Below are 20,508 nucleotides of genomic sequence, written 5' to 3' on the forward strand. Positions count from 1 at the left end.
AGCTCAACCGCAGGTTCTTTTCGTGTCAAGACCACCATGGCCCGCAAGACCGCTGACGCCGCCATCGGCGCCACCAAGGCCGCTCTGATCGAGATGGGCCGCAAGCACGGGCGGGACATCCGCCTGGTTAACCCCGCGCACACCACGATGGACTGCGCGCACTGCGATGCGAGAGCCAAGCATCGCCTGCCGCTGATGGCGGAAGACCTCCTGGAGCGCTGCTCCAGGAGGCGGCCTGAGCCAGGAATCCCCTTCCCTTCAGGGAGGGGAGGATTCAACAACTGGGTGCTCAGGACCACATGATCGTCGCCCCTGATGGTGTCCTCACGGTCGAGCGCCAGGCGTACGGCGGTCCGTCCCAGTTCCTCGTACCGGACCCGGACCGTGGTGAGGGACGGCGTCAGGCCAGCGGCGTGGGGGCGTCGTCGAAACCGATGAGCGACACGTGACGGGGGACCCGGAGGCCCGCCTCCCGTAGGGCGGCCAGCACGCCGACGGCGATCGCGTCGGTGGCGGCGAAGACCGCGGTGAAGTCCAGGCCCGCCTCCAGCGCGTCGCGCACCCGGCGGTATCCCGAGGTGCGGGTTTGTCAGCGGATTTCGCCAGTTCCATTGACGTGCTCGTGGCTGAAACTTATCTTCCTGTCGAAGTTACGCACGGCGTTCGAAATGTCGAACCCGCTGGCCGTCAAAGGGGACGTCCTTGTACCGCACCCGTTACTGGTTCACTCTCGTGGCTCCTCTGCCGGCCCTGCTTGCTTCACTCGTCCCCCAGCCCGCCGCTGCGCTGTCTGCGGTCGTCGCCCCGCCCGGGCGATGACCCCGGTCCCTCGGCCGTTGCCGGGCCCAACGCGACGTTCCGCGTCACGCGCCAGCAGGTCCTGTCCCGCAGGCACAGCGACCGCGAGCTTTCCCCTCTGCCCCACCTTCACCCGATCAGGGCACCCGCAGAAAGACCGGAGAACGTACATGCGCGCTCTTCTCGCACGGCTGGCGGCGGTATTGGCCGCCGTCGGCCTGCTTCTCACCTCTCAGACGCTGATCACAGCCCAGCAGGCCGCTGCGGCCGACCCGGGCTACCTGATGGTGCACTTCACCGGGGAGGGGTCGACCAATCAGCAGATGTACCTCTCGCACAGCACGGACGGTCTGCACTGGAACGACCTCAACGGGGGCGGCATGGTCCTGCGCTCCACGGTCGGTACGAAGGGGGTGCGCGACCCCGCATTCGTGAGATCCCCTGATGGCAGCAAGTACTGGATCATCGCGACCGACCTGTGCATCGGCTGCGGACAGTCATGGGGTGACTCCCAGACCAACGGCAGCCGCAACCTGGTGGTATGGGAGTCCACCGACCTGGTCACCTGGTCGCAGCCGCGGCTCCTGAACGTCGCCGACGCGATCCCCGGCGCCGGTGACGCGTGGGCGCCCGAGGCGATCTGGGACCCGGCGAGCAATGACTACGTCCTGTACTGGGCGACGAACGCGCCGCTGAACGGCGTGACGAAGCACCGCATCTACTCCGCCCACACGACGGACTTCCGCACCATCACCACCCCGCAGGTCTACATCGACCGCCCCGGCACCCAGGGCATCATCGACACCCAGATCATCGAGGTGCCGTCCGGCGTCGGTAACTACCGCTACGTACGGGCCTCCGGCGACGGCCAGATCACGCTCGAAGGCAGCAACTCGATCCTGGGGACGTGGACCACCCTCGGCGACCTCTCCGGCGTCGGCCTCAGCGGCTCCCAGGTCGAGGGCCCGATGTGGATGAAGTTCAACGGCACCAACAAGTGGGCCCTCTACCTCGACCAGTACGCCACCAGCGGCGGATACATGCCGGTCCTGACGACCGACCCGTCCAACCCGGCCGCCTACCAGAAGCAGGCGTCGACGAGCTACAACATGGGCGGCACCAAGAAGCGCCACGGCTGGATCATGAACCTGACGGCCGCCGAGGAGAGCCGCGTCCTCACCCGCTGGCCCAACACGACGCCCAACCGGCTCCAGTCGTACAACTTCCAGGACCGGTACGTGCGGCACACCAACTTCGACGTGCGCATCGACCAGAACGTCAGCACCAGCGAGGACTCCCAGTTCCGGATGAGAACCGGCCTGGCGGGCACCGGCACCGTCTCCTTCGAGTCGGTGAACTTCCCCGGATACTTCCTGCGGCACTCCGCGTTCGACTTCCAGCTCGTCTACAACGACGGCACCGCCGGGTTCGCCGCGGACGCCAGCTTCCGCCAGGTCGCCGGACTCGCCGACTCCACCTGGTCGTCCTTCCAGTCCTACAACTACCCCGACCGGTACATCCGCCACTACGCCTACGAACTCAAGCTCGACCCCATCACCACCACGACGGCGCGCAGCGACGCCACCTTCCGCGTGACGAGCTGACCCGCGCCAACAGGGATGCCGGCGCCCTCACGGCGACCTCCCACCCGCCACCCGCCCGCCGCGGGGAAGGCGCCGGCATCCCCACCACGAGCGGTCTCGTGAGCGAGAGCGAGCGACGGTGAAGACCTCTCGTATCGTCCGGCGGTCGGACGTGTCAGGCGTCCGCAAGCGCGGCGATTGTCGAGCCGGAAGAAAACCGTTCGTCATATCGGGCTTCGTTCAAAGCTGTCTTCTTCAGGGGAAGTGAACCCATGCGCAGCGTCAGACCTCAGAGCCGCCGAAGATTCCTGCCGGGCGCCCTGGCCGCCGTGGCCGCCGCCTCGCTCCTGGTGGGCGTTGTCGGCCCGGCGGCCCCCGCCCAGGCGGCGGAGATCACCGACGGCCTGGCTCTCTGGTACAAACTCGACGCCACCTCGGGCACCGTGGCGGTGGACGCCTCGGGAAACGGCCGGAACGGAACCGTCAACGGCACCGCAAGCTGGTCGGGTGCCGGGGAAGGGCTCTCGTTCAACGGCTCCGACACCTACATCAAGGTGCCGGACAACATCATGAGCGGCATGAACTCGATCACCGTCTCGATGGACGTGCAGATCGACGCCACCCAGGCCACGCCGTACTTCCTCTACGGCTTCGGCAACACCAGCAACGGCGCCGGCAACGGGTACCTGTTCGCCACCGGCAACTCGCTGCGGACCGCCATCGCCTCCGGGAGTTTCTCCACCGAGCAGAACACCCAGGCCTCCGCCGCGCTGCCGCGCTCGGTCTGGAAGCACGTCACCTACACCCAGACCGGCACAACGGGCGTCCTCTACCAGGACGGCGTGGAGGTGGCCCGCAACACGGCGCTCACCCTCACCCCCGGTTCCATCGGCTCCGGCATCACCACGGCTGACTACATAGGCAAGTCGCTCTACAGCGGTGACAAGTTCTTCAAGGGCAAGATGCGCGACTTCCGGGTCTACAACCGCGCGCTGGCTCCCGGCGAGGTCCTCGAGGTCAGCGGGAACACCACGGGCATCGCCGCGGCCACCCACCCCTCGCTGAAGATCGCGGCCGTCATCGACGACGCCAACAGCAAGATCACACTGCCGGTGAAGGAGGGCACGGACCTCACCGCGCTCGCCCCGCAGTTCACCCTCGCCCAGGGCGCGTCCACCAGCCCGGCCTCCGGCACGCCGCGCGACTTCACCGCGCCCGTGACATACGAGGTGACCGGCTCCGACGGCCAGAAGCGCACCTGGACCGTGTCGGCGCTCATCATGAGGAGCCCGGTCCTGCCGGGGCTCACCGCCGACCCGAACATCGTCCGGTTCGGCGACACCTACTACCTCTACCCGACCACCGACGGCTTCGCGGGCTGGAGCGGTACGCAGTTCAAGGCCTACTCCTCCAAGGACCTGGTCCACTGGACGGACCACGGCGTCATCCTCGACCTCGGACCCGACGTCAGCTGGGCCGAGGCCCGGGCCTGGGCCCCGACGATGACCGCGAAGAACGGGAAGTACTACTTCTACTACTCCGCCGACACGAACATCGGCGTCGCGGTATCCGACTCGCCCACCGGCCCGTTCACGGACCCGCTCGGCAAGCCGCTGATCGCCCGTGGCGCCTTCACGGGCCAGATGATCGACCCGGCGGTGTTCACCGACGACGACGGCCAGTCGTATCTCTACTGGGGCAACGGCCGGGCGTACGTCGTCCCGCTGAACGACGACATGGTCTCCTTCGACGCCTCGAAGGTCATCGACATCACCACCAGCGGCTTCCGTGAGGGCTCCTTCGTCGTCAAGCGCAAGGCCACCTACTACTTCATGTGGTCGGAGAACGACACCCGGGACGAGAACTACCGCGTCGCCTACGCCACCGGGTCCTCGCCCACCGGCCCCTGGACCAAGCGAGGCGTGATCCTGGAGAAGGACCTCGCCCTCGGCATCAAGGGCCCCGGCCACCACTCCGTGGTGCAGGTGCCGGGCACCGACGAGTGGTACATCGCCTACCACCGGTTCGCGATCCCCGGTGGTGACGGCACCCACCGCGAAACCACCATCGACAAGATGGAGTTCGACTCCGACGGCCTGATCAAGAAGGTCGTCCCCACCCTGAGCAGCATCAACCCGGTCTCCGCCGGCATCACCCTGCCGGTGAACACCAGCCGCTCACTCCAGTCCGTCAACTTCCCCGGCCGCTACGCCACCGTCCGCACCGACAGCCTCGGCTACCTCGACCCGGTGACCTCCACCAGCACCGCCGCGGTCAAGCAGAGCGCCACCTTCACCGTCATCCCCGGCCTGGCCGACTCCAACTGCTACTCGTTCCGCGACTCGTCCGGCCGCTACCTGCGCCACAAGGACTTCCGGATCCGCTTCGACGCGAGCAACGGCACAATGCTCTTCAACAAGGACGCCACCTACTGCGCCCGGCCCGGTTCGGCCACCGGCTCGGTCAGCCTGGAGTCGTACAACTACCCCGGCCGCTACCTCCGCCACTACAACTACGAACTGGGCGTCGACCCCTACCAGGACAACGCCACCTTCCGCGCCGACAGTTCCTTCACGGCGGTCAGCCCCTGGACCTGATCGCCTCCCTCGCCCACAGGTGACCCGCACGGCCTTGCCCTGCGGGTCACCTGGCTTGCGTGCTGTCGCCCTGGCAGCCGGAGCCTGCTGCGTGAGCGAGGCCCGGCCGAAGTCGCGGAGTGAACGCGCATCGTGCGGCTGCTCGCTGCCGCCGCCGGCGGCGCGTACGACCGGACGCCGGCGCCTTCGTCCAGGACGAGCCGGCGGCCGACGCCGAACGGGGGCGCGCCCGGCAGTCGGCAAACGAGCAGTGCCTCATCCCGCCGTGCTGCGCAGTGGGGAAGGCGTCGGCATCCCAGCCGACGAGTCATCCGGCAACCCTGACGTCCGAGCACGATCCTCCTTGTGAAGGAATCGAGGAGGCGCGTTCCCGAACTGGGGTGTAGCGGGCTGCACCCGGCCGGCCAGTCAGTGCTCGGCCGCCGCCTCACGTGCCCGTGCCCCGACTCCATGGGCGGCGGCAGCCAGTCCCGCGACCGTCACCGCCACCCACAGCGGGCGTCCCACCAACCAGGTCTGGACGCTCTCGAAGGGGTCGGTGGAGGTCAGGGCCGCGCGTTCGAGCATCCAGGACACCGAGAAGACCAGGCCGATGACCGCCACGGCGGTGCGGAAGGCAGGGTAGAAGCGCGTGCGGGCCAGAACCAGCAGTGACGGCATCAGCAGGGCCACGACCAGGAGTTGGGTCAGTTCGATGCCCAGGTTGAAGCCCAGCAGTGTCGTCAGCAGTGAGCCTCGGTCCAGGCCCAGGTCGGTGATCAGGGAGGCGAAGGCCAGGCCGTGGATCAGGCCGAAGCCGGTGGCGATCACGATTTCGCCGCGCGCTGCCAGGGGGCGGATCGCGTGGATCGCCGACACCGCGATCGACAGGGCGATCAGCGTCTCCACCGGCCGCGTGGGGAGGTCGATCACGCCTGTCGCCGCGAGTGCCAGGGTGAGTGAGTGGCCCACCGCGAACGCCGTCACCACATGCAGGATCCGTGTGATCGCCCGCCGACGTGACGGCGCCACCTGCCAGCGGCCGCCGGTCGCCACCAGCGGTGCCGGGATCAGCAGCATGAGGAGGAAGAGGAGGTGGTCGGCGCCCTCGCCGACGTGCTCGATGCCGACCGCGGCCGTCGCGGCGAAGCCCCGCAGCCAGGAGCTCTCACCCGCGGGAACCGACAGGGACTTCGTCTCGTAGTCGAAGACGCCCAGCGTCTCGGCGTCGCCCGTCTTCAGGATGCCCCGGTCGAAGTCGTACCGGACGGTGACCATGACCTTGTGGGTGAGCAGCTCCTCGACGATGACGTCGTAGCGCAGGTCGAAGTCGGTGACCTCGCCGTCGGGCGGGCTGATCTCCAGCGGGTAGACAAGGTGCGGCGCGGCGTCGATCGATCTGACCGTTCCCGTGCCGAGTTCCACTGTCCAGGGCTCGCCGTCCTTGCCGACGGCGCTGATGTGCTGTGCCGTGTAGCTCTTGAGGAACGCACGGTCGGCGCCCAGGACGCCCTCCCGGGTCAGGTCGCGGCTCACCGCGATGGAGAGCCGGTCCAGCGGCAACTGCACCTCCCCGTCCACCCGTTCGTCGCCGATGTCCAGCAGGACCGCCGAGGTGGACATCGGGTGGGCGTCGGCCGGCGGCGCGAGAACGCCGGCCAGCAGGAGGGCCGCGAGAAGAAATGCGGTCAGCAGACGGTACGTCGGTTTGGTCATGGTCCTTCCGGTCTTCTCGCGTTCCTCCTCACCCGTCGCTTCCGTCAGTTCCAGCCGTAGTCGGCGCTCTCGTCGCGGAAGATCGTGTGCTGGTGGACGCCGGGGTCCTCGTCCGCGGGCTGGTTGGAGAACTCGATCCAGGCGGACGGGCCGTCGAGGCGCACATACGTGTTGACGTCGTCGATGGTCGTCCCGCCGCTCCAGCCGATGTACGTCCTGTCGTACTGGGAGACGTACTTGGCGAGGAGCCGCGCGGCGGCCTTCTCGTCCAGGTCGTCTACCCAGGCGGCGAGCATCGCGGTGACCTTGGCCCGCTGCTTCTTGCTCAGGCTGCTGACGAGGATGCCCTCGGGCTCGGCGGGGAAGGGGCCGTCGTTGCCGGGGCCGAGCAGCAGGTCGTCGAAGCTGCCGTCGATCTCAGCGGCGGCCGACTGGCTCTCGGTCAGCGACTGGATGGCCGCCATGGTCGAGGACCGCTTGTCCTCCAGCGGCTGGTAGAACTTCTCCTCCCAGTCGAACTGCATCGGCTCGACGCCGGTCAGGGTGGGGGAGATGCTCACGTTCTTCCCGGCGTAGGTGATGTTGTACGCCGCGTGGTGGCCGCCGAACTGGACCATGAACTGGTTGTTCTTGCTGGGCTGTCCGAAGAAGGAGATGTAGTAGTACTGCGAGCCGAAGTTGATGGCCCCGCCCCCGGCGCCTCCGCCGGGACCGCCAGTGGGGCCGCCACCGGGACCGCCACTGGGAGTGCCCGTGGGCGTGGGCCTGGGGGAGGCGGTGCCGCCGGAGTCCTCGGCCGCGGCCAGGTAGTCGTCCGCCTCCCGGATCTCGACGAGCTGCTCGTAGCCCTTCTTGCTGAGTGCGGCCTCCATGACCTTCAGCGCCGCGGCCTGCTGCTCGTCGGTGAGATCACCCATCATGAGGCCGTTGCGCTGGATGACGCCGTCCGGGAAGTTGGTCCAGCCGCTCTTCTTGACCTCGTCGCCGAAGTCGTACAGAGCCGCGTCCTTCTGCTCGTCGGACAGCGTCGCGAGGAACGCGTTGGCGGCGGCCACGACCTGGGCGGTGTTCGCGCCTCCGGGGCCCTTGATGCTCGACACGTTCCGGCCCGTGGTCAGCGCCGCGGTGGAGGTCGACGACGTGGTTTCGGTGGCGGAACAACCGGTGACGCCCAGGCTGACACATATGGCCAGAGCTGTCATGGTGCGGCGCATGGAAACTCCTGTGGGGCGGATGATCGGGAGTTCCCCATCGTGCGCGGCGTTCCTCAGACCTTGGCGGGAGGTTTTCGGGAGTCGGATGAGAATCAACAACGATTTCGTCGACAGTCCGTGCGTCATCATGAGCGCATGCCTAACCGTGTCCTCATAGCCGACGACGACCGTGCGATCCGTGAATCCCTGGAACGGGCACTGGAGTTGGAGGGGTACGACGTCGTCACCGCCGTCGACGGAGTGGAGGCGCTGACCCGGGCGCGCCGGGATTCCTTCAGCGCGCTCGTCGTGGACGTGATGATGCCTCACGTCGACGGCGTCGGGGTGTGCCGGGTGCTGCGCGCCGACGGTGACCGCACTCCGGTGCTGATGCTCACCGCGCGGGCCGGCACCCCGGACCGGATCGCCGGCCTGGACGCGGGCGCCGACGACTATTTACCCAAGCCGTTCGCGGTGCCCGAACTGCTGGCGAGGCTGCGGGCCCTGCTGCGCCGTGCCGGGCAGGCACCGGACACGACGGACACCACGGACGTCGCGGCAGCCGACAAGCCCGGGGCCGAGCTGCGGATCGCCTCCCTCAGGATCGATGCCCTTGCCCGGCAGGCGTGGTGGGGTGAGGTGGAACTGAGGCTGTCCAAGACCGAGTTCGACCTGCTGGAGCTGCTCGTGCGCAACGAGGGCATCGTGCTCGACCACGCCACCGTCTACGGGGAGATATGGGGCAGCGCTCTCGCGGTGGACGCCAAGAACCTGGCCGGGTACGTCGGTTATCTGCGGCGCAAGCTGGGGGGCGTCGGGGCGCCTCTGCTCATCCACACCGTGCGTGGCGTGGGTTACGCGGTGCGGCGGCCATGAGGCTCAGGAGTCTGCGGGTGGGCTTCAATCCGAGTCTGTGCCTACGGTTCGCGCTCGCCTTCGCGGTCGTCGGCGCCGTGGTCGCCGCGGTTGTCGGCCGGCTCAGCTACTGTGCCGCCTCCGACCGCATCATGGCGGAGATCGACAGTACGCTCCGCTCGGCCACGGTGGTCGCGGCCGGCGATCAGGACGGGGCGCTGCCCAGCTCCGGGACGCCCGCGCAGACCCTGGACCTCTACCCCGGCCCCGACCAGCCAGGACCTGGCGACGAGGGCGTGCGGACCGTGATCACGCGGGCAGTGGACCAGGACGGCAGCGCCACGCATCTGGGCGGCCCGACCGTGCGGTTGCCCGTGTCCGACACCACGCGAGCCCTCGCCGCCTCCGGTACCACCGGGCAGACGGACATCACCGAGGTGAAGGTCGGCATCCGCACGTTCCGTGTGCTGAGCACCGCGCTCGGGGACGATCGCGGGGCCTTGCAGGCGGCCGTCCACATCGACCAGACCCACCGTGTGCTGGGCGGCATGGCCCGGGAGATCGCCAGTGCAAGTCTCGCGGTCATGCTCGTGGCGGCGGGCGTGGGCTGGGCGCTCGCCCGGCGCATCACCCGGCGCCTGGAACGCCTGGCCCGGGTCGCCGAGAAGATCAGCGTCGACGGCCGGGCCGACGGCGCGATCCTGGCAGACGGCCGCGACGAGGTCGGGCGGCTCTCGGCGTCGTTCAGCCGGATGCTTGACCGGCTGGCGGCCGCACGCGAGGCCCAGGACCGTCTGGTGCAGGACGCCGCGCACGAACTGCGTACCCCGCTGACCAGCCTGCGCACGAACGCCAGTGTGCTGCGCCGGGTCACCGAGCTCTCCCCGTACGCCCGTGACCGGCTCCTGGACGACGTCGAGGGCGAGACCGCCGAACTCGGCCAGCTGGTCGACGAACTCGTCGAGCTGGCCTTGGCTCGGGACCGGGAGGAGCCCGAGGAGCCGGTGGAGCTGTTCGCGCTCGCCCGGCGCGCGGCACAGCGCGTACATCGCCGCACCGGGCGTTTCGTCCTGCTCGACGTCGACGAATCCATTGTCAGAGGCCGCCGCCAAGGGCTCGAACGGGCGGTGGGCAACCTGCTGGAGAACGCCGCCAAGTTCGACGCCGACGGCGATGACCCCATCGAGGTGCATGTCCGGCAGGGCCGGATCACCGTGCGCGATCACGGGCCGGGCATCGACGCCGCTGACGCCGAGCGCGTCTTCGACCGGTTCTACCGGGCCGACACCGCTCGGTCTCTGCCCGGTTCCGGGCTCGGCCTGGCCATCGTCCGCGATGTCGCCGAGGCCCACGGAGGCACTGTCTTCGCGCGGACCCGGCCGGGAGGGGGAGCGGAGGTGGGCTTCACCCTGGAGCGGGCCCGGATCAGGGGGCCGCAAACGCCGGGCGCGAAGCTGCGCGGTACATGAGGAGCCCAAGCAGCAAGGACTGCCGTGCCTCGAGCAGGGGACGACGAAACGAAACGAGCAGTCTCGTTACCCTCACCGTGGCAGAAGTCGACGGCTCCTGGATCTTGCCCGTCCCCCAGTGAAGGAGTTCCCGCGCGGCCGTGGCCCCGACGGCGGACGGTCCCGCCACGCGTAGTACCCGGACTAGGCGACATGCAGCACCTGGCATGCCAGCTGCACCGGCAGGTGCTCACGGGCCATCACGCGGATGGCTTCGAACCGACTTTTTTTTGGGGACGTCACCTCATCCAGAAGTCTGACGGGTCGAATCGCCTTCCAATCGCCCCCCGTTCGGTGGGTTGTTGCAGGTCAACAGCATGACGTCATCACGTCGGGGTTGCGTGAATGGCGGCAGAATCCGAGGGGCAGAGACGGTCGCCGGCAGGTTCTTGGTCTGCTGCTGGTACACGCGTGGCGGCTGCGTTGATCTGCGAAAACGAGAGTGCTGTCGGTGATTGCCGCCAACTTGGTCCGAGAATGGTCCGGATCTTGCGCCACGGAACACCTCCGCTCGCGCGGGATGCACAACTCCCCCTGCTCCCCAGTCACCTGTGCCTCCAGCCGACTCCCACGAGGAGAGAGCCATGCCCGAAGGGCCCGGCATCCCCGACACATCCGGCCGCTCCCGACCAGCCGGATCCTGACGTGGTCATCGATTCCTCGCCGAGCGCGGTGTCCTCCGCGCTTCGCCTATGGGCTGGTAACGCCCGGGCGCGCACGAGCAGGTTCTCGGCACGGAACAGGGACGCGAGCGGATCTGGGCCGTGGAGCACGCCGAGATGCTGAACATGTCGGAAGCCTGCCCCCGGCCAGGCCGCGCCCGTGCCTGTCAGGCGGCGTTTCCCGCCGAGGTCCGGGCGGCACCAGGGGCCGGGACGGTGCCCGTGTCCTCGGCGACTGCGGGCTTCGCCGGTGCCCCGATTCCGAGCTTCTCGAGGATCTTCTTCTCGATCTCGTTGGCGAGGTCGGGGTTGTCCTTGAGGAAGTTGCGGGCGTTCTCCTTGCCCTGGCCGAGCTGGTCGCCCTCGTAGGTGTACCAGGCGCCGGCCTTGCGGACGAAGCCGTGCTCCACGCCCATGTCGATCAGGCCGCCCTCGCGGCTGATGCCGTGCCCGTAGAGGATGTCGAACTCTGCCTGCTTGAAGGGCGGCGCGACCTTGTTCTTGACGACCTTGACGCGGGTGCGGTTGCCGACCGCGTCCGTGCCGTCCTTCAGCGTCTCGATGCGGCGGATGTCGAGTCGCACCGAGGCGTAGAACTTCAGTGCTCGGCCGCCGGTCGTGGTCTCCGGGGAGCCGAACATCACGCCGATCTTCTCGCGGAGCTGGTTGATGAAGATCGCGGTGGTCTTGGACTGGTGCAGTGCGCCGGTGATCTTGCGGAGTGCCTGGCTCATCAGACGGGCCTGCAGACCCATGTGGGAGTCGCCCATCTCGCCCTCGATCTCGGCGCGTGGCACCAGGGCCGCGACGGAGTCGATCACGATCAGGTCGATCGCGCCGGAGCGGATCAGGATGTCGACGATCTCCAGGGCCTGCTCGCCGTTGTCCGGCTGGGACAGGATGAGGTTGTCGGTGTCGACGCCGAGCTTCTTGGCGTACTCGGGGTCGAGTGCGTGCTCGGCGTCGATGAAGGCCACCGAGCCGCCGGCTTTCTGTGCGTTCGCTACTGCGTGCAACGTCAGGGTCGTCTTGCCGGAGGACTCCGGCCCGTACACCTCCACCACGCGGCCGCGGGGCAGACCGCCCACGCCGAGCGCCACGTCCAGCGCGGTCGATCCTGTAGGGATCACCTCGATGGGCTCATTGGGCCGCTCGCCGAGGCGCATGACCGCGCCCCTGCCAAATTTCCGCTCGATCTGTGCGAGCGCGGTGTCCAGCGCCTTTTCGTGGTCGGTTCCTGCCATGAGCTTTCACCCGGTCCGATTGTGTGGCACGCCGCACGTCGGAGAACGTGAGCGTCTACTGCCGACAACGGACGTCTCGGAGATCCCAGTAGGCGAACATCCGATCGATTTGCGTGTCCAGTGAAAGGTACCAAACAGAGGGGAGCGGGACGGGTCGCGCACCGGACCCCGTTGGCCAGGAGGGCAGGACCTTCCATATCCTGCTGGGCGATCAAGCGCTGAACACCCATCTCGGCGGGTCCGAGGTCATGCGAGGCCAGCTTCGCCGGCTGCTGGACGGGATGGATCTGCCGGCCTGTCTCTGGGGTTTATCCAGGCCCGTGCCCCTCGGAGTTTATCCTGGAGGCGGATTCTCGATCTTCGACGACCACAGGGTCGAGGTCGAGGGATACCGCGGGGCCGAGACGATCACCGACCAGGACCGGGTCGATCTGTTCCGCAAGGTGTTCGGGCTCCTCCACCCCTCTGCCGTCTACGGTCAGGCTGCCCGGGACCTGGTCACGGCCGTGTTGGCGACGAGCTGACAGCGCGAGGTCACGAATGGGTGAGGCTTTCGTGGTCCCACTGCTCCAGCAGCGTCTCCGCGGGCAGCGCGCTGCCGTCGGGGGCAAGGCGCTGGACCGGCATGTCGTGGGAGGCGCACGCGAGCAGTTGCTCAGCGAACCCTGCTTCATTCTCGAAGCAGATGTAGCCCCCGCAGGCCGCCCGGGCTCTTTTACCTTGGCCCAGGTCACCTCCTTCCACGCAGTGACGGCCTGCTCGTCGCGTTCTGCGACCCTGCGTGCGGGGACCTGCGGACTGAAGCCGAGCCGGTGCATCAACCGGGTAGCTCCGGAGACGCTGTAGCAGACGTGGAACTTCCTGCCGATCAGCGTGGCCACCCTCGCCGCGGTCCACACCTGGTCCTCCACCCAGCCGTGGGCGGCCGGGCCCTCATCGAGGTACGCGGCCAGTTTCTCCAGACAGCGTGGGGACAGTCGGCAACGGGATCCGCTCGGCCCACGGGAGGCCAGAGCCCGCACGCCGCCGTCCCGCCACAACTGGTGCCACTGGTAAGCCGATTTCGGGCTCACTCGCAGGCGCCGTGCGACCTCCGGCGGCTTGATCTCCTGCTCGAACAACTCAGCCGCCTGCATCCGTACCGACTCCCGGCGCCGACGCCCCGCAGCGGTCAACCCGCCCCCATCGCCATATTTCACACACCAGCGGGATACAGCCACCACTCCGAGTCCATCAGAAGCTTCGCCAAGGTTCACCCTGACGAGCCGAAGTCAGTAACCTCGATCTTTCGCGAGGGTCCGCCGACGGAGTCGGTGGACCCTTTCGCATTCCGGAGCTGACGTCGGCGCCCACGACCTGTGCTCTGGTCAGTGTGGCTCTCGGATGACGGCGACGCCTCCTGGTGGGATGCTGACGGTGCCGGAGATCGGCTTGCCGGTGAGGAGTTCGACGCCTTCGGCGGGCGCTTCGGCGCCGTTTCCGGTGTGGTCGATGAGGAAAAGGTAGTCGGCCTCTGTGCCGTGGCGCCTGACGACTTCGATCCCGGCGGGTGCCTCCTGCTCTGGCGTGACGTCGGCATCCTGGCGGATGCGGTCGAGCAGGGCGGCGACAGTGTTTTGGTCGGGGTGGGTGCCCAGATACCAGGCGGTGCCCTTGCCGTGCCGGTGGCGGGTGACGGCGGGGCGGCCGGCCAGTGGACCGTCGGCGTGGGAGGCGACGGCCTGTGCGCCGGTGAGCCGGATGCGTTCCGACCACAGGTCGGCCGTGGCGCCCGACGCCACGTCTCCGGTCAGGCCGGTCGTCTCGCCCGGCAGCAGAGGGAAGAGCTCGTCGGTGACCACGCCGAGGACATCACGGAATGCGCCGGGGTAGCCGCCCAGGTACACGTGGGCGTTCTCGTCGACCATGCCACTGTGGAAGCCGACGACCAGCGTGCCCCCGCGCTCGGTGAACCGGGCGAGGTTCGCCGCGGCTGCCTCCGCGACCAGGTACAGCGAGGGTGCCAGGACGAGTTTGTAGCGGTCGAGTCCGGGGTCGTCGGGGCGTACGAAGTCCACGGCGACCCCCGCCCGCCATAGGGGGGTGTACCAGTCCCGTACCAGGTCCTGGTAGCGAAGTTCGCCGCTGGGCTGGGACGGCAGTTCCAGTGCCCAGCGGGCGTTCCAGTCCCACACGATCGCCACCTGCGCCGTGCTGGTGGAATCCCGAACCTCGGCCAACGCCCTCAGATCTGCGCCCAGTTGGACGACGTCCCGCCAGATCTGGCTGTCGGTTCCGGCGTGCGGGAGCATCGCCGAGTGCCACTGCTCGGCGCCCGCCTTCGCCGCCCGCCACTGGAAGAACGCGATGCCGTCGGCACCGTGCGCCACGTGCGCGAGGGCGTTGCGGCGCATCTCTCCGGGCCGCTTGGCGCGGTTGACGGGCTGCCAGTTGACGGCGCCGGTCGAGTGTTCCATGAGGAACCACGGCCCGCCCGCGAGCGAGCGCATCAGGTCGCCGTGAAGGGCGATGTCGACCTCGGCCTCCGGGTCGTCGGACAGCAGGTAGTGGTCGTTGGAGAGGATGTCCAGCTCCGGTGCCCAGCGCCAGTAGTCGAGGGCGTCGATGGTGCGCAGGACCACGAAGTTGGTTGTCGCGGGGGTATCCGGAGCGGCCCGGCGCAGTACCTCGCGTTCGGCGGTGCACAGGGAGAGCAGTTCGTCGGAGCAGAAGCGGCGCCAGTCGAGCTGGTGGGTGGGGTTCGGGGGAGCGGCGGTGGTGCGGGGCGGCAGGATCTCGTCCCAGTCGTAGTACCACTGGCTCCAGAACGTGGTGCCCCAGGCATGGTTGAGGGCGTCAAGGTCGTCGCCGTAGCGGGCGCGCAGCCAGGTGCGGAAGGCGGCGGCGCTGGTGTCGCAGTAGCAGGCGTCGTTGTGGCAGCCGTACTCGTTGTGGATGTGCCACATGGCGACGGCCGGATGGTCGGCGTAGCGTTCGGCGAGCGCCCCGTCGATCCGCAGCGCCGCTCGGCGGTAGGCGGGACTGCTCGGGCAGAACGTCTGGCGGCTGCCGTACGACAGTCTCCTGCCGTCCCGGTCCACCGGCAGTGCTTCCGGGTACTTGTGGAAGAACCAGACCGGCGGCGCTGCCGTCGGTGTCGCCAGGTCGGCGGCGATGCCGTTCTCGTGGAGCAGGTCGAGGATCTTGTCCATGCGGGTGAAGTCGTAGACCCCCTCGGCCGGTTCGAGCAGGGCCCAGGAGAAGATGCCGACGCTGATCATGGTCACCCCGGCCTCGCGCATCAGGCGCATGTCCTTGGCCCAGACCTCCTCGGGCCACTGCTCGGGGTTGTAGTCACACCCGTAGACGATTCCAGGGATGCGAAGACGGCGTGCGGTACTCACTGGTGGTGCTCCGGGGGGTAGGGGAGGGGCAAGTGGGGTTGTGTCAGCCCTTGTTGGCGCCCAGCGTGAGGCCGCTGACGAACTGCCGCTGCAGCGCGAAGTACACGATCAGGGTGGGGATCGCGGTGAGCAGGGCGCCTGCGGCGACCAGGTTGGGGTCGGTGAAGTACTGGCCGGACAGGTTGTTGAGGGCTGAGGTGATCGGCATGTTGTCGCCGGTGGAGATCAGGACCAGTGCCCAGAAGAAGTCGTTGTAGATCCAGATGGACAGCAGCGTGGCCAGGGCGGCCATCGCGGGCTTGCACAGCGGCAGCACGATCTGCCAGTACAGGCGCCATACGGAGGCGCCGTCGACGAGGGCGGCCTCGGTCAGCTCGTGCGGGAGCGAGCGCATGTAGTTGGCGAGCACGAAGGCGCAGAAGCCGGACTGGAACGCCACGTGGATCAGGACCAGGCCGAGCGCGGAGTCGTACAGCTTGCCGCTCATGGTGATGCCGGGCAGGTCGATGAGCAGGTACATCCGATACAGCGGGGTGATGATGACCTGCTGCGGCAGCAGGTTGCCCGCGGTGAAGACCAGCAGCAGCGCGATGTTGAGCCGGAAGTCGAAGCGGCTGACATAGAAGGCGACCATCGAGGACAGCAGCAGGGTGACCAGTACGGCCGGGACCGCGATGAGCAGCGTGTTCCCGAAGTAGTGCAGCATGTCGGACTGCTCGAACGCGTTGGTGAAGTTGTCCAGACTCAGTTTGTCGGGCCAGGACACGTAACCCTTCTCGCTGGTCTCGGAGTAGGGCCTCAGCGCTGAGAAGGCAGCCCACAGGAGAGGGGCCAGCCAGGCGAGGGCCGTCACTACCAGGAAGGTGTGCAGCACGACGCGGGCGGGACGGACGGGGGTGCGCTGCTTGGCGCCGAGCGCGACGGTGGGGGTGCTCATGCGCTGCGCTCCTTGCGAAAGGTCGAGATCAGGTACGGGATGATCACGACGAGGGAGATGACCAGCAGGACCACCGCGATCGCCGATCCGTACCCGATCCGGCTGGACTCACCGATGATGTTGTTGGTCACGAGGATCGACAGCAGCTCGGTGCCCTGGGCGCCCTTGTTGAAGACGAAGACCAGGTCGAAGGCGCGCAGCGCCTCGATGATGGTGACGACCAGGACGACGGTGTTGGTGGGGCGCAGGGTGGGGAAGATGACGTTCTTGAACGTCTGCCACTCGTTCGCGCCGTCCAGCGAGGACGCTTCACGCAGCGAGGGGTCGACGCCCTTGAGGCCGGCCAGGTAGAGGATCATCATGTAGCCGGTGTGCCGCCAGGACGCGGCGATCAGCACCGCCCACAGGTTCAGGTGCGGGTCGCCGATCCAGTCGATGTAGTGCCCGGGCTTGTTGGCCCCGATCAGGCTGTTGATCAGTCCGGTGTCGGGGTTGTAGACCAGCTGCCAGACGAACCCGGTGACCGCGAGCGAGACCACGACCGGCAGGAAGAACGCGGTCTGGTAGACCCGGGAGAAGCGGATCTTCTTGTCCAGCTGGACGGCCAGGAACAGGCCGAACGGGGTGGGGATCAGGATGAGCACGACGAACCAGATGACGTTGTGCTCGACGGCCGGCCAGAACTGCGGGTTGTCGCTGAACAGCTGCTTGAAGTTGTCCAGGCCGACCCACTTGATGGAGCCGAAGCCGATGCCGTCCCAGCTGGTGAAGGCCAGGGCGATCGACGCGAGGGCGGTGACCCAGACCAGGGCCACGTGCAGGACGGTGGGCACGCCGGCCATGAAGCCGAGCGTGATGCGGTCACGGCGGGTCAACAGGCGCCGGTGGCCTTGCGGGACCCGCTTGTTGACCGGCGCGGGGCCCGAAGGCGGCACGGCTGCCGCCTCCGGGATCTTCGTCGTCGTTTCGGAGCTCATGGTGTCGGTGTTCATCCGCTTCAGAAGGGGGGCGGTCTCAGCCGGACGCGAAGATCGTCTTCTTCTGGCGTTCGATCGAGGACAGCAGGCTGTCGATCCCCTTGGGGTCGCGGACGAACTTCTGCAGCGCGGGCTGCATCACCGTCGAGGTGAAGTCCGGACGGCTGTCACGGTCCATGAACTGCGTGAGGTGCTTCGCGCCGCTGATCATCTCGTACGCCTTCTTCTGAAGGGCGCTGTAGGTGGAGGTGTCGGCCTTGGAGGAGGCGGCGATGAGGCTCGGGTCGGCCTTCAGGTAGGTCTCCTCGGCCTGCGGCGTGCCAAGGAATTCGAGCAGCTTGACGGAACCGGCGTGGTTCTTGGGCTTCTTGCTGAGCATGATGCCGTCGGTCGGCGCCTCGACGGTGTCCTGCCCGTACGCCGGGTCGATCTCGGGGAAGGCGAAGAAGTCGAGGTCGTCCAGGTCCGCCTTGTCGGTGAACTGCTGGGCCACGAACATGCCGAGCATATACATGCCGGCCTTCTTCGCCACCAGCGTCTGGGCGGCGTCCTGCCAGGTGCGGCCGACCGCGCCCTCCTGGTGGTAGGGGAGGGTCTCGGCCCAGGTGTCGAAGATCTTGCGGACCTTCGGGTCGGTCCACGAAGCCTTGCCCGCCATCAGCTCGACGTGGAAGTCGTAGCCGTTGAGGCGGAAGTTGATCTGGTCGAAGGAGCCCATCGCCGGCCAGGCGTCCTTGTCGCCGTACGCGATCGGGACGAGACCGTCCTTCTTCATCTGCTTGCACAGGGCGACGTACGCGTCCCACGTGGTGGGGACCTCGTAGCCGTACTTTTGGAAGACACTCTTGCGGTAGAAGACCGCCCACGGCGACGTGGTCAGCGGCACCAAGTAGAACTTGCCGTCCTGACCCTTGCTCAGGTCGTGCATCGCCGGAGGGAAGTTGCCGCCGATCGTCTTCCACACGTCGTCGATCGGGGAGGCCAGACCCTTGGCCGCGAAGAACTGCATCCGGTAGCCGGCGAACCACTGGAACACGTCGTCCGGCGTTCCCTGCAGGTAGGAGTTGATCTGCTCCTGGAAGGTGTTGTGGTCCTTGGTGTTGAGGGCGACCTGGATCCCGGACTGCGTCGTGAAGGCCGCGTAGACGTCGCCGTACGCCTTCTTCGGGACGGCGTCGGACGCGTTGGAGCCGACGGTGACGGTCTTGGTGTCCGACGAGGCGGAACTACCGGCGCAGGCACTCAGCAGGGGGATGCCGGCGCCCAGGACCGCGGCTCCGCCGAGTCCGCGGAGCACGGTGCGGCGGCTGGTTCCAGGCATGGACTGACCGGGGGAGGAACGGTGCATTTCGGCTCCTACTGGGCTGGCGGTGCCCAGGAATGGCACGTCAGCCGGACGGGGGTATGACGAAGAGCGGGTCGTCGAGGGACCACTTGAGGTCGGTCGAGAACCAGAATCCAACACGACCAAACAAACACGATCGTCGGACGCCAGGAAGCGTGAACGCTCTGTGGACTCGCTGTCAAGACTTTCCGTCCGGGGATCCATGACGGATCGGGTTCGGCCGCGAGCCCCGCGTGTCGGCAGCCAGGCCAGACGGATGGGGCTGACATGGCTGGCCATCGAACCGTCCCCGGCCCCCTGATTGCCGCTTGAGCTGCAGGAATGCGTGCCGGGAACGCCCTCCTTGGGCGCCTCCAGCGACTCGGTCCGCCAGCCTGCCGACCTCGATGTCCGTCGCGCCGGAGACAGGTGGCGTTGCGAGAACTCTTGACGTGCGCTCGGCGGATGACTACACATTGACCGCGCGGTCAGACCGCGCGGTCATGTAACTTGACTCCGTTCGATGGAGAACACGGCCATGGGGAGACTTCATGACAACAGGGCTGGAGCGCGGTGCGGGCTCCTCCGCGCCGCGTAGTGAGGACGTGGCCAGGCTGGCCGGCGTCTCACGCAAGACGGTCTCCCGGGTCCTCAACAACGAGCCGTATGTCTCCGACGAGTCCCGCCGACGTGTCCTGGCGGCCGCCGAGGAACTCGGCTACCGGCTGAACCATGCGGCCAGGGCACTGGCCTCCGGCCGTACCCGGTCCATCGGTGTGGTCGCTCTGGCGACAGCCGGGTATGGAACCGCCTCCCTGCTCGTGGGCATCGAACAGGCCGTACGGGACGCCGGTTACGCGCTACGCGTGGTCAACACCCCGGACGGCGACCCGCAAAGCATCGCCGGCGCGCTGGAATCACTCCTGGAGCAGGGCGTGGACGGCATCGTCGTCTCCGTACCCATCGTCGAGGGGGATGTCCCGCTCGGCGTCGACGTGCCGGTCCTCTTCGTCGGAGCGCCGCCCGCCTTCACCGCCGCCCGGACACTGACCGTCGGCGTGGGTGCCCATGAGCTGGCCCGCGCGGCCACCGAACACCTGCTGGACCTGGGGCATTCGACTGTCCATCACCTCGCGGGGCCGCGGCGGTGGTACGCCACCAAGGACCGTATCGAGGGATGGCGGGCGGCGCTGGCGGCCCGCGGCGCGCACGAACCGCCCGTGCTGAACGGCGACTGGTCGGCGGCCTCCGGGTATGCCGCGGGCCTCGGGCTGGCCTCGGACCGCTTGGTGACCGCGGTGTTCGCCGCAGGCGACGAGATGGCCATCGGACTGATCCACGGCCTGCGGGAAAGCGGTCGCCGGGTGCCCGAAGACGTCAGCGTCGTCGGCTTCGACGGCAACCCCGTCTTCGCCTACGTCACCCCGCCCCTGACCACCGTCCGCCAGCCCTTCGAGGCCGCGTCAAGCGAAGGAATCCGGCTTCTCCTCCACGCCATCGAGAAGCCTGACACCGAACTGCCGCCGGCGAACGATCCACCCGTCGAACTCATCGTCCGCGGCTCGACGGCACCCCCGCCCTCCCTCTGACCCACCCCCTCGCACCACCGCTCCGGCACACCCACACGCCGGGGCGCTCCACCTCCGCCGTTTCCGCGCTTGTCGCGCCGCGCCCGCTGCGCGCGCGAGCCGCGCCCGGCAGTGTTGCCCGGCTGCCCCCCGGGCCACGCGCCCAACAAACCCCGCCGCGTCA

Annotated in this window: 12 protein-coding genes and 4 pseudogenes; 7 read left to right on the forward strand and 9 right to left on the reverse strand. The window is 68.1% G+C overall.

The window, feature by feature from the left end; all coding sequences use genetic code 11:
- Positions 1-18 precede the first annotated feature (18 nt).
- Positions 19-195 (forward strand): annotated as a pseudogene (locus tag QF037_RS47325) (RNA-guided endonuclease TnpB family protein); the annotation flags it as partial.
- A gap of 80 nt (positions 196-275) precedes the next feature.
- Here the strand turns inward: QF037_RS47325 and QF037_RS47330 are convergent.
- Positions 276-586 (reverse strand): annotated as a pseudogene (locus QF037_RS47330) (substrate-binding domain-containing protein); the annotation flags it as partial.
- A 382-nt stretch (positions 587-968) separates the two neighbouring features.
- Here QF037_RS47330 and QF037_RS47335 point away from each other — a divergent pair.
- Both QF037_RS47335 and QF037_RS47340 read left to right on the forward strand, forming a co-directional pair.
- Positions 969-2,402: a glycoside hydrolase family 43 protein gene (locus tag QF037_RS47335; RefSeq protein ID WP_307036356.1), complete on the forward strand. Its 1,434-nt coding sequence runs from the start codon at positions 969-971 to the stop codon at positions 2,400-2,402.
- A gap of 287 nt (positions 2,403-2,689) precedes the next feature.
- Positions 2,690-4,978: pseudogene (locus QF037_RS47340) on the forward strand (family 43 glycosylhydrolase); the annotation flags it as partial.
- Between the two features lie 408 nt (positions 4,979-5,386).
- Here QF037_RS47340 and QF037_RS47350 read toward each other — a convergent pair.
- Together QF037_RS47350 and QF037_RS47355 are read right to left on the reverse strand one after the other, a co-directional pair.
- Positions 5,387-6,673 carry a HupE/UreJ family protein gene (locus QF037_RS47350; RefSeq protein WP_307036362.1) on the reverse strand — a complete coding sequence of 429 codons (1,287 nt, stop codon included), beginning with the start codon at positions 6,671-6,673 and terminating at the stop codon, positions 5,387-5,389.
- 44 nt (positions 6,674-6,717) lie between these two features.
- A complete protein-coding gene (locus QF037_RS47355; RefSeq protein WP_307036364.1) occupies positions 6,718-7,887 on the reverse strand; it encodes a DUF3500 domain-containing protein in 1,170 nt (389 codons plus the stop codon).
- Between the two features lie 135 nt (positions 7,888-8,022).
- On the opposite strand from QF037_RS47355, the gene QF037_RS47360 reads away from it, so the two are divergent.
- Both QF037_RS47360 and QF037_RS47365 read left to right on the forward strand, forming a co-directional pair.
- Positions 8,023-8,742 carry a response regulator transcription factor gene (locus QF037_RS47360; RefSeq protein WP_307036366.1) on the forward strand — a complete coding sequence of 240 codons (720 nt, stop codon included), beginning with the start codon at positions 8,023-8,025 and terminating at the stop codon, positions 8,740-8,742.
- Positions 8,739-10,190: a HAMP domain-containing sensor histidine kinase gene (locus QF037_RS47365; protein WP_307036368.1), complete on the forward strand. Its 1,452-nt coding sequence runs from the start codon at positions 8,739-8,741 to the stop codon at positions 10,188-10,190. The genes QF037_RS47360 and QF037_RS47365 overlap by 4 nt, the downstream gene beginning before the upstream one ends.
- Positions 10,191-11,058: 868 nt before the next feature.
- Here QF037_RS47365 and recA read toward each other — a convergent pair.
- Positions 11,059-12,135 (reverse strand): recombinase RecA, encoded by a 1,077-nt coding sequence (recA, locus tag QF037_RS47370; protein WP_307036370.1) that lies wholly within the window; start codon positions 12,133-12,135, stop codon positions 11,059-11,061.
- 113 nt (positions 12,136-12,248) lie between these two features.
- Here recA and QF037_RS47375 point away from each other — a divergent pair, with 113 nt between their 5' ends.
- A complete protein-coding gene (locus QF037_RS47375) occupies positions 12,249-12,659 on the forward strand; it encodes a Scr1 family TA system antitoxin-like transcriptional regulator (RefSeq protein WP_307036373.1) in 411 nt (136 codons plus the stop codon).
- Positions 12,660-12,794: 135 nt separating this feature from the next.
- Here QF037_RS47375 and QF037_RS47380 read toward each other — a convergent pair.
- From QF037_RS47380 to QF037_RS47400, 5 genes and pseudogenes are all read right to left on the reverse strand, one after another.
- Positions 12,795-13,334 (reverse strand): annotated as a pseudogene (locus QF037_RS47380) (winged helix-turn-helix domain-containing protein); the annotation flags it as partial.
- A 168-nt stretch (positions 13,335-13,502) separates the two neighbouring features.
- Complete coding sequence (locus tag QF037_RS47385; protein ID WP_307036375.1) at positions 13,503-15,518, reverse strand: beta-galactosidase; 2,016 nt, start codon at positions 15,516-15,518, stop codon at positions 13,503-13,505.
- Between the two features lie 43 nt (positions 15,519-15,561).
- A complete protein-coding gene (locus QF037_RS47390) occupies positions 15,562-16,455 on the reverse strand; it encodes a carbohydrate ABC transporter permease (RefSeq protein WP_307036377.1) in 894 nt (297 codons plus the stop codon).
- Positions 16,452-17,432, reverse strand: a complete 981-nt coding sequence (locus QF037_RS47395; RefSeq protein WP_307036378.1) for a carbohydrate ABC transporter permease — start codon at positions 17,430-17,432, stop codon at positions 16,452-16,454. The genes QF037_RS47390 and QF037_RS47395 overlap by 4 nt, the downstream gene beginning before the upstream one ends.
- A gap of 37 nt (positions 17,433-17,469) precedes the next feature.
- Positions 17,470-18,780: an ABC transporter substrate-binding protein gene (locus tag QF037_RS47400; protein ID WP_307036382.1), complete on the reverse strand. Its 1,311-nt coding sequence runs from the start codon at positions 18,778-18,780 to the stop codon at positions 17,470-17,472.
- 527 nt (positions 18,781-19,307) lie between these two features.
- Here QF037_RS47400 and QF037_RS47405 point away from each other — a divergent pair.
- The gene (locus QF037_RS47405) at positions 19,308-20,345 is read left to right on the forward strand and encodes a LacI family DNA-binding transcriptional regulator (protein WP_307036384.1); all 1,038 of its coding nucleotides are present in this window, start codon (positions 19,308-19,310) and stop codon (positions 20,343-20,345) included.
- Positions 20,346-20,508 lie beyond the last annotated feature (163 nt).

Source organism: Streptomyces canus (assembly GCF_030815415.1).
GTDB lineage: Bacteria > Actinomycetota > Actinomycetes > Streptomycetales > Streptomycetaceae > Streptomyces > Streptomyces canus_F.

Coding starts and splice junctions, on each gene's coding strand:
- QF037_RS47355 (WP_307036364.1), bottom strand. CDS start 7,887: ATGCGCCGCACCATGACAGCTCTGGCCATATGTGTCAGCCTGGGCGTC.
- QF037_RS47350 (WP_307036362.1), bottom strand. CDS start 6,673: ATGACCAAACCGACGTACCGTCTGCTGACCGCATTTCTTCTCGCGGCC.
- QF037_RS47360 (WP_307036366.1), top strand. CDS start 8,023: ATGCCTAACCGTGTCCTCATAGCCGACGACGACCGTGCGATCCGTGAA.
- QF037_RS47400 (WP_307036382.1), bottom strand. CDS start 18,780: ATGCACCGTTCCTCCCCCGGTCAGTCCATGCCTGGAACCAGCCGCCGC.
- QF037_RS47335 (WP_307036356.1), top strand. CDS start 969: ATGCGCGCTCTTCTCGCACGGCTGGCGGCGGTATTGGCCGCCGTCGGC.
- recA (WP_307036370.1), bottom strand. CDS start 12,135: ATGGCAGGAACCGACCACGAAAAGGCGCTGGACACCGCGCTCGCACAG.
- QF037_RS47365 (WP_307036368.1), top strand. CDS start 8,739: ATGAGGCTCAGGAGTCTGCGGGTGGGCTTCAATCCGAGTCTGTGCCTA.
- QF037_RS47405 (WP_307036384.1), top strand. CDS start 19,308: ATGACAACAGGGCTGGAGCGCGGTGCGGGCTCCTCCGCGCCGCGTAGT.
- QF037_RS47390 (WP_307036377.1), bottom strand. CDS start 16,455: ATGAGCACCCCCACCGTCGCGCTCGGCGCCAAGCAGCGCACCCCCGTC.
- QF037_RS47395 (WP_307036378.1), bottom strand. CDS start 17,432: ATGAGCTCCGAAACGACGACGAAGATCCCGGAGGCGGCAGCCGTGCCG.